Origin of the sequence: Aquimarina sp. Aq78 (assembly GCF_900299525.1) — a bacterium.
In the GTDB taxonomy this organism is placed as follows: Bacteria; Bacteroidota; Bacteroidia; order Flavobacteriales; family Flavobacteriaceae; genus Aquimarina.
In genome coordinates this window covers 339,427-357,565 of record NZ_OMKA01000003.1, presented here as the reverse complement: position 1 = coordinate 357,565, position 18,139 = coordinate 339,427, and the positions used below count along the sequence as shown (strand labels likewise).

Annotated in this window: 4 protein-coding genes; 3 read left to right on the top strand and 1 reads right to left on the bottom strand. The window is 33.0% G+C overall.

Annotated elements, in window-relative coordinates:
* Positions 1 to 24: 24 nt before the first annotated feature.
* Entirely contained in the window at positions 25 to 1,038 is a 1,014-nt protein-coding gene (locus tag DG435_RS06485) for a hypothetical protein (RefSeq protein WP_106794154.1), read from the top strand.
* Between the two features lie 237 nt (positions 1,039 to 1,275).
* Here DG435_RS06485 and DG435_RS06480 read toward each other — a convergent pair whose 3' ends face one another.
* Positions 1,276 to 2,982, bottom strand: a complete 1,707-nt coding sequence (locus DG435_RS06480; RefSeq protein WP_106794153.1) for a helix-turn-helix domain-containing protein — start codon at positions 2,980 to 2,982, stop codon at positions 1,276 to 1,278.
* A gap of 549 nt (positions 2,983 to 3,531) precedes the next feature.
* Between DG435_RS06480 and DG435_RS06475 the strand changes: the two genes are divergently transcribed.
* Positions 3,532 to 9,672: a hypothetical protein gene (locus DG435_RS06475; protein ID WP_106794152.1), complete on the top strand. Its 6,141-nt coding sequence runs from the start codon at positions 3,532 to 3,534 to the stop codon at positions 9,670 to 9,672.
* A 47-nt stretch (positions 9,673 to 9,719) separates the two neighbouring features.
* Complete coding sequence (locus DG435_RS06470) at positions 9,720 to 18,113, top strand: leucine-rich repeat domain-containing protein (protein ID WP_106794151.1); 8,394 nt, start codon at positions 9,720 to 9,722, stop codon at positions 18,111 to 18,113.
* The last annotated feature ends 26 nt before the right edge of the window (positions 18,114 to 18,139 follow it).

Here is an 18,139-nt window from a genome sequence, read left to right as displayed (position 1 = left end):
ACTAATTATTTAAAGAAAACTAAAATGAAAAAAATAACACTCTTGGGATTATGCATACTGTTTTTTAGCCATAGCCTAAAAGCACAGGGAGAAATAAAACATCAAACCCAACAACTAGAATCTATACAGCTAGGAAATTATACAGCATATTTAACACAGCAAAGTAGTAGTGGTGACTATGAAGGAGGTTTGGATGTATTACTATATAAAATCACCAATTTTAAAGAGTATACAGTTCAACCTGGTGTTCATAAGGAGGTATATATGTTATTTGGAGAAGATCCTGATCGTCCTGATGATCATAAAGAAACCATGTTTTTACCAGATAATGAAGCATTCCCGATAACCTATGTTCAAAAAGTTTATGAAGGAAGCCCGGCAATGCAAAAAGAGATAGGATATTCTCCCAGGATTAATAGACTGTCTGATGGAAATCGAATAGTTTTTATTGATGGAAAAATCTTTATGATTGAAGACTGGGTGGATAAAGATAATTACAAACTTGAAGCTGTATTAGAGTATCAAGTAAAAAAAATGGGAGGTTTAAAAAAGATGAAGGAAGTGATGAAATCTCCTAAAAAAATGAAGGCAATGCAGCCACATAAGATGCTTCAGGAATATTTGGATAATGCATATAATAAACAACAAGAAGTATATGCAAAATGGATAAAGAATCCTAAAAACGCAGCACTTATTGAAAATATAGATCAGATTAGAGAATTTATAATAGGAGCTATTAATAAGCAAAGAGATGATTGGTATAATTCTGCAGAGTATAAGCGTATTAAAGAAAGAAATGCATCTGCAAGACAAAGCAGCCTAGAAAGTGAAGTGACTATTAACAATAATACAGGAAAGGACATTTATATTTATGCAGAAGGCTCTAGCAATGGATCACGAGTTTCGGCAAATGGAAGAGGTACTTTTAATTGTAAGAAAAACCAATATTATAGTTTTAGTGGAAATTCGTCTGCAAGTAATGGAACCTTAATTGTTGGAGCAAACCAAAGCTGTGGTACAACTGTAAATGTAAATTAAAGATAACAGTAATAGTTTTTATAATTGATAATCCTACCCTGATTTGAATTTACTTATTAGAGATAAAATTTTCCTATAAAGTAATTGAGATGGATAACCAGAGGCAGACCTAATAATAGTCTGCCTTTTTGTTATTTATAATAAAATATTCATATCTTTTATGTTGATATACTATTGTAAAAGTACTAGTTGTGCTTTGAATTTACTGGAAAAGAAAATCAATTATTTTCGGATATATCAGCAATTTTTATCATCTTCTTCAATTAATTTCTTAATAAAACATGAGGGGTTCATGCCAACGGTTTTTTTGAAAATTTTTGAGAAAGAAGAAGCACTAGAATATCCAAAATCTTTTGCAATTGCATCTAAAGAATGTTTTCGTAATTCTGGATTTTCTGTAAGGCTTTTTGTAATGTGTTGAATACGAAGATTGTTGGTGTGCTCTGTAAAAGAAACTCCTGTATGAGAGTTAATAATTTTTGATATGTAAGAGGTGTTACTATCTAGTTTACTTGCTACATATTTCAAGCTAAATTCAGGATTTAAAAAGGCTTTTTGTAACTCTAGCTCATCTAAACCCGAAATAATTTTATTAATAATATCTTCTCGAATAGCAATTTTCGGAGCACTATTATTTTCTGTAGATTGCGGAGTAGGTATTTTTTTTTCTGCTTCAAGAGAAATAAGAGCTTGATATTTTTTATCTGTTTTTGTTCGTAAAATATAAGAGCGAATTAGTACAACTAGTAAAAAAATAGATAAAAGAATGAAAAATATCTTATAAACAAACCATCTGTTTTTCTTCTGGTTTAAAAGTACTTGATTGGTATTGTTTATTTTTTTTAAAGCAATAAAACTTAACTGTTCGATTCCGTTAATTTTAAGAGTATCTAACTTTTTAATTTCAGATAATGCCAAGGTAGAATATTTGTAAGCTTTTTCTAATTGTTGCGTTTTATTATATGAATTGGCCAATATAGTATACCCTTTTAATAGTAGATTATTGTTTCTAGGGTGCAATATGTTTTTTTCTAGAAATAGGTTTCCATAATACAAACAAGAGTCTTGACGATTTAGATTATAAAATGCTTTAGCTAGATAAAGATATGTTTCTTGATTTGTAAAATGTTTTTCCTCAGTAAGTTTTATTTTTTTTGCTTTTCTTAAAAGAGATAATGCATGCTCGTATTTTTGTTGATGTAATGCAATAACCCCCATTTTTATATCAAATAATTTCTGAGTGTGATTCGTTTGCTGTTCTATTTGGATAGCCGATTTATAATGTTTTCCATAATATGTTTTGGCAGAATCCAGAAAATTTGGTTTAAGAAATTTCTCATAAGATTTTAAATAGGAATCTCCCAATGCAACATTTATACTAGGAAGAGTTAATTTGTTTTCATTTACAGTCGAGATATTTTTTAGTGGGCTTAATAGTTTAATCGCAGATTCGTATTTTTCAAGTTCTATATAAATTAAAGCAGTTTGATATTGTAATGCTAGTTTATATTTTTCAGAATAGAAATTATTCTTTTCACATAAATTTTCATTTAGCTCTATGTATTCTAGAGCTTTAGAGTAATCTCCTAAACATTTTTCTATATAGGAAAGACGCCCAAGCACATGAGATTTAATATTTAAAAAACAACTTTTATACAAGGTAGAATCTTCAGTATTTAATTTTTTTAGAATTTTTAAGGATACCTCTTTAGATTTACTACAATCTCTTTTAAAATAAATAGCATTCGCTTCAAACATCAATCCATTTAGATAATCACAAGGAGAATCAGCATACAATTGCATTTTTTTAGCATAAAATAGTGTACTGTCATTATGTATTCTGTAAAACTCATTTGTTTTATTTAACCAAAAAGAATATGGTTTAGATGGAGCTTGCGAGTAGGCAGAAAAAATCAAAAAGAATACAAGGTAAAGTAATTTCATATAAAGTAAAATTCAGGACAAAATTAATAGAATTAGAAAAGAATACAACAAGAAATTTTTATGTTTTTTATGAATTATTACCATGAATAAATTATGGTAATAATTTATAATTATAAAACTCTGAATCACATAAATATTTTGATTTTTACATCTTTTTAGATGTTTATTCATAAATGGACATGCCGTTCTTTTTTCTTAAAAGAAAAGGCTTCATGATTTTGTGGTTTGTCTTAATGTTTAATTCTTAAACTCTTTGTGTAACAAAGGGTTCTGATAGTAACAGGGAGTTGAGTTTATAAGTTAAGATTTAGTAATATATAGGGTAACATTTATAAATCTTAACTACTTGCGATTTTAATACCATATATACCAAAGTATATTCGCTTTTGGAAAAAGAGTGAGAATCCTTTAGTTTATCGAGAAACGAAGTTACAAGCACTTCTTTATATAATATATTTTATAAAGTATTGTAGTTGGATAGTATAGTGTTTTCCAAAAAAATAAGAACGAATAAATATTTAAGGTTTATAAGATTTTATAAGAACCATTATGATTCAAAAAATTAGAGAAAGCAAAACATCAAAAATTCTAGCAACTTATTTGGCAATACAACTTGTGGTTACTATAATTCAGCCTACTTTTCTATATGCTTTAACCAGTGGTCCTTCACAACCAGAGTTTAATTCTTTTACTCCTATTGGTACATCAGATATGGTAGATTTAACCAGCGGAGATTTTAACTATAATATTCCAATTATGGATGTAGGAGGTTACCCTTTAAATCTTGCTTATGATTCAGGAGTAACTATGGATCAAGAAGCCAGTTGGGTAGGTTTGGGGTGGAATCTTAATGTAGGACAAATTAGAAGGCAGGTACGAGGAATTCCTGATGACTTTAAAGGAGATACACTGCATTATGAAAAAAACCTTAAAAAACATGTAACTGTTGGGCTTAATGCAAAGGTTGATCCTCAGGTTTTTGGATTGGAAACAGGGGATTATGTAAATGCTTCACTAGGATTAGGTATCCAGTATAGTAATTATCATGGAATTACCTTTAAGCCTTCTTATGGGTTATCTTTTGCGGTATCAGATAATGTAAGTGTGGGGATGAATGTACAAACTTCTACTTTAGATGGAGCAACAATTTCACCAAATATAAGTGCTAAAAAAAACATTCGAAGCATCGAGGGACAAGCTTTAAATGGAAGTTTAAACGCTGGGGTTTCGTTTAATTCTAATAAAGGTTTGTCTTCGTTTAGTTTAAGCGCTTCTTCGGGGGTTAATGTAAAGAACTGGGTTGAAGGAAATAATTATTCTTTAGGAGGAACTTCTGGTAGTCTTTCTTTTTCCGATATAACTGTAACTCCCAGAAAAAGAACATCTTTTAAGGATATTAATAGTAATTTTTCGTTTTCTGTAGGAGGAGATATCTGGGGGTTGGACGGAGAAGTAGAACTATCTGCATCAGCTTCGGTACAAAAAATAAAAGATAAACAAAAAATAGAAAAAGCATATGGATATGAGCATACAGGACAGGCAAGTTCTCATGATGTTTTAGATTATAATAGAGAAAATGACCGGGAAATTAGTAAGAGTTTATTAGCATTGCCTTATACCAACTACACGTATGATCTGTATAGCGTTAATGCACAAGGAATCGGGGGTATGTTTCGTCCGCACAGAACACAGATTGGTCAGATTTATGACGAATATGTTAAAGATGAAAGTTTAGGGTTTAGCTTAGGTGGTGAAATAGAGGCAGGTACAGGATTTCATGTAGGGGCAAATTTTGTAATGTCGCCCTCCAAAAGTCATACAGGTGTATGGAAAACTACTGCGTCAAAATATTTAAAAAATGAAAACGAAAATGCTCCAAATCAAGCAGTAGATAACGAACCCGTATATTTTAAATACGTAGGAACTTCTAAAGTAGATCAGGAAGCAGAATTCTATAAAGAACGTTTAGGAGGAGATTCACCAATTGCTTTAAAAATTGGTGGCGGTGGATTTAATAGCTATGCAGATACTAAATTTAGAATAAAAACCTATGATCCAGTATCTCAAAAACCAAAATATGATAAAGAACTAGGTTTTCAGAACAGTTTTAAAAGAACAAAACGAGATGTTCGTAATCAAGCTGTTCAAAAATTAACAAAAAAAGAAGTTAAAGCTCTGTATAAAGATTCTTATTATAAAGATCGGATTAGTACATATGCAAAAGATCATCATACAGCACAACTTCGAGTATTAAAACCTGATGGGAATACGTATGTTTTTGGAGAAACGGCTTATAATATTAAAAAGCAAGAAGTAACTTTTGCTACCAATTCTACTCAATATGATTGTGTAAAGGGAATTGTTAAATATAATACTAATAATACTAATGAAAATACGGTTAACAATACCAGCGGGATAGATCATTTTTATGATAAGGTAGAAACTCCAGCTTATGCGCATACCTATTTGTTATCTTCGGTTTTATCTGCAGATTATGAAGATAGATCAGGAGATGGTCCTACAGAAGATGATTTAGGAAGTTATACCTTATTTGAATATGAGGTAAAAGAAAAAGATCCTTATCGATGGAGAATTCCTTATGGTTATAAAGAAGCTTCTTATAACGCAGGACTCAATTCGCATAGATTAGATCAAAAAGGAAGTTATATCTATGGCGAGAAGGAAATTAAATACATTCGTAAAATCACAACCAAAACTCATGTAGCAGTTTTTGATTTATCCAAACGTAAGGACGCCAGGGGAGTAAAAGATCATAATGGAGGAGAACCAGTTGCAGGACAACATATGTACAAAATTGATCAAATTAGATTATATGCCAAACCTGAATACGAAAAATATAAGAAAGATTTAGAAGATGATGAGGATTCAAATGATCCAACAATACAACAATTAGCCCCTATTAAAACTGCACATTTTGTGTATGATTATTCTCAATGCCAGAAAGTTGAAAATAATTTTGAAGGTGATCTCGATGATAACGAATTAGATTATTTTGATAAGAAAGGAGAGAAAAAAAATAAAGGAAAACTAACCCTTAAAAAAGTGTATTTTACATACAGAGGGTCTAAAATGGGCAAATACACACCTTATACTTTTGAGTATAATGGTGCGAACCCAGATTACAACCTTAAATCATATGATGTTTGGGGTAATTATAAACCTAATAAAGGAAGTTGTATCCCAACAGATACTACACTAACTGCACCAGAATTTCCTTTTGTAGATCAAAACGATAAGGCACTACAAGATCAATACACCGCAGCTTGGTCATTAAGCGATATTGGTTTACCATCTGGTGGAACTTTGTCATTAAGTTATGAAAGTGATGATTATCAATATGTACAGGATAAAGATCCTATGCAGATGTTTAAAGTAGTGGGTGTAGGTAATAAAGATAATTCAACTACATCAGATCCTAAAGCTAATCAAATTTTATATAAGGGAGCTATAGGGGAGGCCAAATATTTATATGTAGAATTACCCAATGAAAATGATGTTAACATAGATTTTAGATCAAAATATCTAAAAGGGCAGGAAGAAAAGCCAATATACTTTAGGTTTTTAGTAAATATGACTAAGGCAGGTGCCATAGGAGCTAGTCAAACAGATTTTGATTATGTAACTGGTTATTTTGAAAGAAACGGAGAATCAAAGGTATTTAAAGCTGCTAATGGGAAAATATACGCTTCAATCCCTATGAAGCATAGTGAGATGGAAGGAGGAGTAGATGGAGGAATGAAAGTTAACCCAATTTCTAAAGCAGGATGGTATTTTGGTAGAAAATATTTAAACCGCGTAGTCTATGATGAACTTGGAGCAGATTATGGAGCACAAGAAAGTGCAGGAAGTATTGCTAAAAAACTAATTTCTAGTATTGGTGCTATCGGACAAATATTTTCAGGACCTAATGGAAAACTAAGAAGTAATTCTCATTTATGTGCTCAGCGTTTTGTTCCTCAAAAATCATGGATTCGTTTATCTGTACCTAATAAAAGGAAACTAGGAGGAGGAGTAAGAGTGAAACAATTAGTTATGACCGATCAATGGGATAAAATGGGCGGAAATGAATCCCAAACGTATGGTCAAACCTATGAATATACATTAGAAGATGGAACTACTAGTGGGGTTGCAACTTTTGAACCCAATGATAGCGCAGAAAATCCTTTTGTACAGCCATTTTATGACCAAGGAAAACGATTGATAGCACCTCGTGAAGTTAGCTATGTAGAAAAACCTTTTGGAAAAGCATTTTTTCCTAATGCAAAGGTAACTTATGGCAGGGTAACCGTAAAAAATTTAGAACGTAAAAATATCACCAAGCATGCTACAGGTAAGATAATTACAGAGCATTATACCTCCAGGGATTTTCCTACTAAGGTAGATTATACCGATATGGATAAACGATTCCCTAGTAATCAGAATAATATATTAAAACAATTGATAGGAGGACTTTTTGGAGCACCGGTAAATGTTAAAAATGAATTTACGATGACTCAGGGGTATGCAGTACATACCAATGATATGGACGGTAAACAAAAGGGACAGTATGTATATCAGGAAGGTATGGATAAACCTATATCTTCTGTAAGATATAAATACCACACAAATATATCAGACAACAGTAAATTAAATAATACTGTTCCTATAATTTATAAAGATGGGACTATACAAAATAATCAACAGATTGGGATAGATTATGATGTGATTAATGATTTCAGAGAGAATTATTCAAATTCAAAATCTATTGGAGGGAATGTTAATGTGGTAACATTTTTTGTTCCAATATTTATAGTGATTGTATTTACTGCTTTTCCTACCTATGTTGAGCATGAGAATATAGCGCATAGTGCTATAACTACCAAGGTAATACATCAAACAGGAATTTTAAAAGAAAAGATAGCAACCGATTTAGGGTCTAAAGTTTCTACAACTAATGAAGCCTGGGATGCAGAAACAGGAGAAGTGTTGCTGACCAAAACAGTAAATGAGTTTGATGATAGTTATTACAATTTTGATTTTCCTGCGTATTGGAGCTATGATAGAATGGGGCAAGCTACCAAAAACTTAGGAAATAAAGGAGTTTTAACTCCATCTGGGGATTATTTTACATTACCTAATGTGAAAAAATACTTTACGTTGGGAGATGAAATTTTAGCATCTTATAGTAAAGATACAGAAGAACGATTGTGGGTAGTAGGTTTTAACGATACTCAAACGGCGGTGTTACTAATGGACGATAAAGGACTGGTAGTTAACAAAAGTGCTAAAACCATACAAGAAAAAGTGAAATTTAAAGTAGTGCGTTCGGGATACAGAAACCTACAGCAAGCAAAGATGGGCTCGATAACGATGATGAAAAATCCATTAAAAAGTAAAAATGGGAATTGGGTGAATCAAATTACAGATCAGAGCTTTTACCAATCTGGGGATAGCAGTCCAACAGATCAGTTAAAGATTATAAATGGTAGTGCTGTAGCTTATGATGATTTCTGGAACTGCCAGTGTGAAAATGGATTAGAAAGTATTCCTTTTGCCACTCCAGATTCAGACCAATTGGCAGACTTGAGTATAGAAGAGTATGGATTTAATCCATACTTAAATAATGTAAAAGGAGATTGGAAAGCGAAACAATCCTATGCATATCTTACAGAAAGGATTGGAGTAACGCAAGGAGGAGAAAACAAGAAAAATACCAGAAAAGAAGGATACTTTAAAGATTTTACTCCCTACTATACACTTATAGATGACAAATGGGTACCACATGAGCAGGCTCAGGATAATTGGACCTTTGCTAGTGAAGTAACGCAATACAGCCCTTTTGGAGTAGAAATAGAAAATAAAGATGCGTTGGGTCGTTACTCATCTGCACAATATGGATATAATTTCACCCTACCAGTTGTGGTAACTTCTAATAGTAAATATCGCTATATGGGAGCAGATAATTTTGAAGACTATAGTTTTCTCAATACCGATAACGGGCATTATAGTTTTAAAGAACAAGTTACAGGCGATGGAGATAAAGGTATAGCCATTTCTACTACTCATGCGCATACGGGAAATACTAGTTTATGGATCCCTAAAAATAATGGAGCCAGTATGACCACCCAATTACAAGGAGATCTAGTACCAGATAACGATTATGATGATGATGGATGGAAGGATGATGAAGATAATTGCCCTTACACTTATAATCGTTCTCAAACTGATTATGATAATGATGGGATTGGAGATTCGTGTGATGATAATGCGGTGCCGCTTATTACGGATATAAAGAAATCTGGACAGTTTTATGGATGGAGAGAACAAGCAACCTTTACAATTCAAGGAACACCAAATACCGAAGTGGTTTGTAAGATTACGCCACAAAGTTACGGAAATAAAGGAGCGTGGCTATCTGTAAATGGAGAAGGTTTTAAAATGACAAATAAAGTAATTACATTAAAATTGGGACCTACAGGACGTGCATTTGTACAGTTTGAAGCAAGAGCACAAAGAAGAGGGTTTTGGAGAAGCCCTAATCGCGTTGCTGTTGATTTTAGAGTATTTCATCAAGATGGTATTACTCCAGTATATAATAGTCCAGTTATTAGACTAGACCCCGTAGGGTATAGAAATTTAGGAAGTGGAGGAGAGCATGGAGCTAAATCTTTATTTCCATCAAGTTTATAACAGTATAACTACTCAATAATCCAAAAGGACTATTAAAAAATATATAGATGAAAACAGTATTTAAGTATATCATACTCCTATTTCTTTTTGTAACTAAAATGTATGGGCACACCTCTGGAGATACATCAAACATTCTGTATCAAATCTCTTGTGAAGTTCCCGAAACAGAAAAACAAGCATTATTAGATCTATATAATGCGACAGATGGTGCTAACTGGAAAAATACGATAGCCAATAATAAGCCTTGGGATGCCAATACCCCAGTTTGTGATTGGTATGGTGTTACTGTATCGAATGGAAAAGTGGTTACAGTTAGACTTTCGAATAATAACTTGGCAGGCTATATCCCTTCAGAGATTGAGGGAGTGTCCTATCTACAGAACCTTACAATTTCTGGTAATGAGAACTTATCAGGTGAAATACCGGTATCTATAGGTAAATTGACAAACCTGAAACAGCTTGCAATATATGGTAATCCCAAACTATCTGGTAGTATCCCTAAAGAAATAGGGAATTTGACGAATCTAACTCGATTGACCTTAAATCAAAACAATCTAACAGGTACACTTCCTGTAGAGCTAGGTAATTTAACAAAAATGAGTTCTATGTTAATTCGTTCTAATCAATTAACAGGAACTATCCCAAAAGAATTGGCACAGATTGATGAATTATGGGAATTATTTTTAGATGGAAATCAACTAACTGGAGGACTACCTCCAGAAATAGGAAGGCTTTCTAATCTACGTCATCTTTCTTTGTCCAATAACAAACTCGCAGGAACAATTCCTGTTGAATATAAAGGGTTAATAAAGCTAACTTATTTAGCTTTATCTAATAACGAATTATCTGGTGTAATCCCATCAGAATTATTTACCCTTCAACTTTTGGAGAAAGTTTTTTTGGATAGAAATAACTTTGAAGGAAGTATTCCTTCAGGAATTTCAGAACTCTCAAATCTAGAAAGGCTAATTATAAATAATAATCATTTCAAAGGAAAACTTCCTATTATTAATTCGTTAGCACTTGAGTATTTATCTATACACTATAATGAATTTGTGTTTTCTGATATAGAAGAAGATCACTCATCCTATAAAGCTAAGGTCCAGAACAAATACAGATACTCGCCTCAAGCCAAAGTAGATCAATCCGAAACAAAAAATATTAATACAGGGCAATCCATCACTTTAACTACTAACGCATTAATAAGTACAAATAATAGTTATCAATGGTATAAAGATGGGGTTGCAATAACGGGGGCTACAAGCAAAAATTTGATCATTTCTAATGCTGCCGATACTGATGCAGGAGTATACCACTTTAGGACAACTAACACAGTAGTAAATGGACTTGCTTTAGAACGACATCCAATAACTCTTACTATAACTAGCCAGGACACATGTGGAGTTTCTGCTGCAGAAAAACAAGCATTGTTAGATTTATACAATTCGACAGATGGACCTAACTGGAAAAATACGATAGCCAATAATAAGCCTTGGGATGCCAATACCCCCGTTTGTGATTGGTATGGTGTTACTGTAGTAGATGATAAAGTAACAAGAGTAGAATTAGTGAGTAATAATTTAGTTGGTGACATTCCACAGGGGGTAAAAGGACTCACAAATTTGATCAAGTTAAACCTAGAAACAAATCAGCTTACAGGAACTATCCCTATAGAGATGGGACAGTTAATAAATTTGGAGTTTCTATCGCTAAATCAAAATGATTTGTATGGAGAAATTCCTATAGAATTAGAACTATTAGGAGAATTAAGATCTCTGTACTTAGGACATAATAAGTTAACAGGAAGGATTCCAGATTCTTTATCAAAACTTAGAGATCTTAGATATTTACACCTTCAGGGAAATAATTTATCAGGAGAAATTCCTGTAGCACTGGAGGAGTTATCAAAACTTACAGATTTAAACCTTTATAGCAATGTTCTTACAGGAACGATTCCTGTAGAATTAGGACAGTTATTAAATTTAAAATCATTGCATTTAGATAATAATCGACTTACAGGAAGTATTCCAGTAACTCTAGGTCAATTATTTAATTTGGTAGATCTTAATCTGTATAATAATAGTCTTTCAGGTAGTATCCCTGAAGAGTTGGGGAACTTATCAAATTTACAGTCGTTATATGTTTATAATAATCGACTTTCAGGAGCCATTCCAGTTTCTTTGGGGCGGTTGTCTAATTTAAAATCATTAGATATACATAGTAATAGGCTTACTGGTGGGGTTCCGGATTCTATAAGCAAATTATCTAATTTGGAATCTTTGTGGATACATGATAATGAACTTACAGGAAAAATCCCTGCTAGTCTAGTTACATTACCGAAACTTCAATTAGTACATCTCAACAATAACCAATTTGTGTTTTCTGATCTAGAATCAGAATTCAATGCATATAATTTGAGATTTGGATCTGGATTTAAATATTATCCTCAAGACAAAGTTGATTTAAAAGAAGAGCAGCCTGTTGTGATCGGAGAAGAGATTACATTAAGTACAGAGGAACTTACCAGTAGCAATAATAGCTATCAATGGTTTAAAAACGGGATAGCAATACCAGAAGCGACTAATAGTACATTAAAAATAATAGCAGCAAAAGAAGACGACGCAGGAGTATATCATTTTAAGGCGACAAATACTATTGTACAAGATTTGATTTTAGAACGTAACCCAATTACAGTAAAGGTTACATCTGATACCTGTGCTGTGTCTACCAGAGAAAAACAAGCACTTATAGATTTTTATAGACTAACTGGAGGAACAGGTTGGACTACTACAACGAATTGGTTGACTGATATTCCTGTATGTAATTGGTATGGAGTAACTGTAGTAAAAGGAAAGGTGACTGGATTAAAATTAAGCAATAATAATTTGATAGGGAGTATATCCCCAGCATTGGTAGAGTTGACTAATTTGCAAGAATTGAATCTGTCTGGTAATCAATTAGAAGGAGAAATTCCTATTGAAATTGTACAATTATTAGATCTAGAGCAGATTATATTGTCTAATAATAATTTTTCAGGAAATTTACCGAAAGAACTAGGCCAACTAACACGATTAAAAAAACTGCAACTAAGCAATAATCAATTTACAGGAAACATTCCTGTAGAATATACGCAATTAATAAGCTTAGAAGAGGTAGGAATAAATAACAATCAGCTTAGAGGAGATATTCCTGCTGGATTTGATAAGCTTATTGGATTTGAAATTTTCACCATTTTTGATAACCAATTTGTGTTCTCAGAGATAGAGCCCATATTTGTGGCTTTACAAACAAAACTGGGAGCCAATTTTATCTATACCCCACAGGCCAAAGTAGATCAGGAAGAAATAATAACTGCATCAGTAGGAGAACCTATAACTTTAACAGGTACGGCTTTAACCAGTACAAATAATACCTATCAGTGGTATAAGGATGATGTAGTAATTACAGGAGCAACAGGCAAGAATTTTGTAATAGCAGCAGCAAGTGATTCTGATGTTGGGGTATATCATTTTATAGCAACCAATAGTGTAGTTACTGGATTGACATTAACACGTCATCAAATACAATTAGAAGTAGGTACCGCTTCTTGTGAGATATCCGCAACAGAACGTCAGGCTTTAATTGATATATATAATGAGGCTAATGGTGCCAGTTGGGTAAATACATTAGCAAATAATAAGCCTTGGGATATTACAAATCCCAATTCTAAGGTATGTGACTGGTATGGTGTAAAAGTAACTAATGGAAAAGTAACTTCATTAAGATTAATAAATAACGATTTGGTAGGTGATATTCCTTCTTCTTTGTTTCAATTAACTAGTTTAAAAGATATTCAGCTTTCAGACAATCAACTTACAGGAGTACTACCTGTATCGTTGGCAACCTTAACCAAATTACAGACGTTAAATTTGAGTAATAATACATTAGAAGGAGAAATTCCCGAAAATATAGGGGAGCTTTTAAGCTTAGAACATGTATTACTATCTAACAACGTTTTTATAGGGAATATACCAAAATCATTAGGGCAGATAGCACAACTAGAAAATCTTCAATTGGGTGCAAATCAACTTACAGGTTCTATTCCGGTAGAGTTAGGAGAGGCTAGCAATCTAAGATCACTAGTACTTTCTAATAATCAATTATCGGGAGACATTCCTGAAACGTTTGCCCAACTAACTAAATTAGAAGTGTTAAGAATAAATAACAATCAGTTATCTGGTAGTGTTCCTACAGGGTTAGATCAGTTTTCGGGATTTAGAAACTTTACTATTTTTGATAATCAATTTATATTTTCGGAAATAGAAACTACGTTTGAAGCTTTAAAAGCAAAACTAGGAGTAGGTTTTATCCATGATCCGCAAGCTAAAGTTGATAAAGTAGAGTCTAAAACCGTTGTTGCTGGTTTAGAAGTAACCTTAACATCTAATATACTTACCAGTACTAATAATAGGTATCAGTGGTATAAGGATGGAGTAGCTATTACAGGGGCAACTAATAAAAAACTAATACTTAATACTATTGAGGATAGTGATGCTGGAATATATCATTTTACAGCAACTAATAGTATTGTAAAAGAACTAACAATAGAACGTAACCCGATAACAATATCTATAGCTCCGGGAGATTCTTGTGGCGTATCAGCAGCAGAAAAACAAGCACTTATAGATTTTTATACAACTACAAATGGAGCAGGATGGACCACCAACACGAATTGGTTATCTGCTACTGTTCCGGTATGCGATTGGTATGGAATTACAGTTGTAGACGGTAAAATAACAGCATTGAAATTACCGAAAAATAATGTAACAGGAAAAATCCCCGCTTCGATTTCTTCGTTAGTTCATCTTACTACATTACGATTAAATGATAATAAACTATCTGGGGATATCCCATCTGCTTTAGGAGAAGTAGTAAGTTTGGAGCATGTATACCTTTCCTGGAATCATTTAACAGGAGAAATTCCACCAGCTATAGGGAAATTAAAAGCATTAAGAACTTTGGAAGCTATGGGGAATCAATTTACAGGAAATATACCTGTAGAACTCGGTAACCTTACAAGCCTAGAAAGACTTAGCCTGTATCGTAACTTATTAACAGGAACAATTCCTGTAGAATTAAGTGGATTATTAAACTTGAAATATCTTAGTTTAAGCGACAATCAATTATCTGGTAGTATTCCTCTATCATTGGGTAATCTTACCAAATTAGAAGAACTGAGTTTATTTAGAAACCAACTTTCAGAAAGTATTCCAATTCAATTAGGGCAATTAAGTAGTTTAAAACATCTTTATTTAAATCATAATCAACTCTCAGGGAGTATACCAGTAGAATTGGGAGCGCTAAGTAACCTTCAATATTTATGGTTGAGTACAAATAAATTAACCAATACTATTCCTTCAGAACTAGGGGATTTGAGAAAACTACAAGATTTTAAAGCAAATGACAATAGGCTCTCAGGAAATATCCCTGCTGCTTTAGGAGATGTATTATCTCTTAAATATTTGGAGTTAGCAAGAAATCAATTGTCAGGACCAATTCCAGTTCAATTTGGAAAATTAACAAACCTACAGCAATTATACCTTAGTAATAATCAGCTTTCGGGAAGAGTACCTACGGCATTAAGTCAGTTAACTAGTTTAAAACACCTGATGATTGATTTTAACAGATTTGTTTTTTGGAATGTAGAACCAGAATTTAAGACTTACACAGCAAACCTTACAAGTTTTTTATATATTCCCCAAGCCAAGGTTGATCAACCCGAAACCAAAAATGTTATTACAGGGCAATCCATCACTTTAAGTACTACTGCATTGAATAGTGATAATAATAGTTATCAATGGTATAAAGATGGGGTTGCAATAACAGGAGCTACAAGCAAAGATTTGATCATTACTAATGTAACAGCAGCCGATGAAGGAGTATACCACTTTTTGGCTACGAACTCAGTAATCATAGATCTAACTTTAGAACGATATCCAATTATTATTAAGATAAAAAATCAGAACAATTGTAGCCTTATAACCTGCGAAGAAGCAGTGATTCAGGCATTAAATTTCTTAAAAGAAAATGATATTATCTCCTTTCCGCAAGTTGAGTATACCCTTACAGATAACCCTGCATTTTTTGAAACTTGCGTAGATGAGGTTTTCAATATTAACAATCAGGATACCTTAGTGTGGAAAAGTATAAGTGCTCCACTTGGTTATGCATTACAATTAAATGGGGTTAGTATTTTTGAAGTATTTAGATCTGCTCCAGGACTTAGTGACCTTAGTATTGCATCGTTCTCTAGTATTGATATAACTAATGTTCATAATGCTATCACATACTTAGGTACGGATGGTTCATTAAAAGTGATGTCAACCACAGGGTTTCTACTGAATTGTACTCCCAAAGATTGTGTAGACTGTCCTGTAGATACAAACTTTTGTTTAAGTGGGATATCAGAAGAGTATCCTTTGGTAGAATATCTGGTTCCGCAAGGAGAACATATTGTATGGTATCTTACAGAAACAGGAGGTACTGCTATTAAAAAGGAAGAATTTATAACTACCGAAGCAGAAAAGCCAGCAGGAATAACATATTGGTGGGATGATACTAGTGATACTGTAAACACGAGAACCCCATTAATTGTTAAGATTAGTGATAATGTACCAGTAGTAGAAGAGTTTCAAAACTTCCCAAAAGGTATGCAAGCAACAATCAATGATTTAAAGGTAGAAGGCGATAATGTACAATGGTATACCGTACCAGTAGGAGGAACACCACTTAGTATAGATACAATATTAGAAGATGAAAAAACATATTTTGCCGAAGGATCAGGAACTCCTTGTAGAGCATCCGTAATTGTTTCTATAGGAACTCATCCTCCAGAAGGAGATGGCTATCAAGTGGTATGTGAAGGAACCACTTTAGCCGAACTGGAACAAAAATTAAAAATAATAGAAGGATCTACTATCAAATGGTATGATCAGCAAGAAAACGGTAGCGAATTATCCGCAACAATTCAAGTAGAGAACGGAGTCACATATTATGCTTCTCAGGTCGATATCTACGGAGATATAAGTGAATTTAGAAAAGAGATTACTGTTAATGTAGTTGTCGTTTCTCCTCCTTTTGTCCCAGAAACTCTACAAACTTTTTATAATAATAAATCTCATACGATTGCAGATTTATTAGCAATTGGATATGAAATTCGATGGTATGATCGTAAAATTGGAGGAACTGTATATGCAGATTCAGAAGAATTGATAGATGGGCAAGTATACTATGCAGAGCAGAGGTCAGAAAATGATTGCCCCGGGATACGACAAGGAGTACAAGTACGAATTTTAGAAGAAGAAATCCCTGAGCTGTTTGGGTGTGAGAAATTTAAGCCCAAAGCAGGAGATCGTTATGTGGTTAATGGATGGGTTAGAGAACAAGGCATAAATCGAGTAAATCCAGATGTCATACTCTTTAATGATAGTAAGGAAAGTCAGATGTTTGTAGAATTATTGAACCATTTAAAAAATCGCATTATAGATACCGATCCAGATATATATTATATACCAGAAATATATATTCCACAAAGTGCAACCCAAAACCTGGATTTTGACCCACTACTAGCCTATGTAAACGATACACAAATAGAGGAAAGAAAACTTACTGTATATGGGTTAACATTAGAAAAAGATACTTATGGGCATACTATTGGATTTTCTTTTGCCTTAAATAAAAACCGTACTAGCACATTTACTTATTTGTCGCCTAAAGTTAGAAGAAAAGATTCAGGAAATGGAACTAGCACTACGTTAACTTACCGATATCCAATTAGAGATAATAAGGATAATATGACGCTTACTTTTACCGATGTAAGAGTAGAAAACGGGCAGTTTTATATGATTTCAAATTTTAGTATGTTAAATGCAGGATTAGACACCGTAACATTAACCAGTGTAAAAGATAACGATTCTAAACAGTCTGGAATAAATCCAGAAGTTACCTTTTATCAAGATGAAGAAATATCAGGATATCAGCCAATCACTTACCTCAATACTTTAGTAAAAATAGCATACAAAGATGCAGATGAGGTGATTATGGATACTCATGGCTTACAATTTAAACCCCAAGGTCCAGTAATCGAAGGATGGCAACAAGTATCAGGATCTTTTACGATACCTGTAGATGCTCACCAGATGACATTATCTTTAGAAAATACATCCTCAGAGGTCAATGTATATTTTGATGATATTCGTTTTCATCCTTATGATGGTAATATGAAAACCTTTGTGTATGATCCAGCAACACAACGGTTGATGTCTGAGTTGGACGAAAATAATTTTGCCACTTTTTATGAATATGATGCAGAAGGAGACTTGGTTAGAATTAAAAAAGAAACAGAAAGAGGAGTATTCACTATTCAAGAAAGCCGATCCGGAAATACCAAAGCAACCAAATAGATTGGGATTACCTAGTAAATAAAGAA

Coding starts and splice junctions, on each gene's coding strand:
- DG435_RS06485 (WP_106794154.1), top strand. CDS start 25: ATGAAAAAAATAACACTCTTGGGATTATGCATACTGTTTTTTAGCCAT.
- DG435_RS06480 (WP_106794153.1), bottom strand. CDS start 2,982: ATGAAATTACTTTACCTTGTATTCTTTTTGATTTTTTCTGCCTACTCG.
- DG435_RS06475 (WP_106794152.1), top strand. CDS start 3,532: ATGATTCAAAAAATTAGAGAAAGCAAAACATCAAAAATTCTAGCAACT.
- DG435_RS06470 (WP_106794151.1), top strand. CDS start 9,720: ATGAAAACAGTATTTAAGTATATCATACTCCTATTTCTTTTTGTAACT.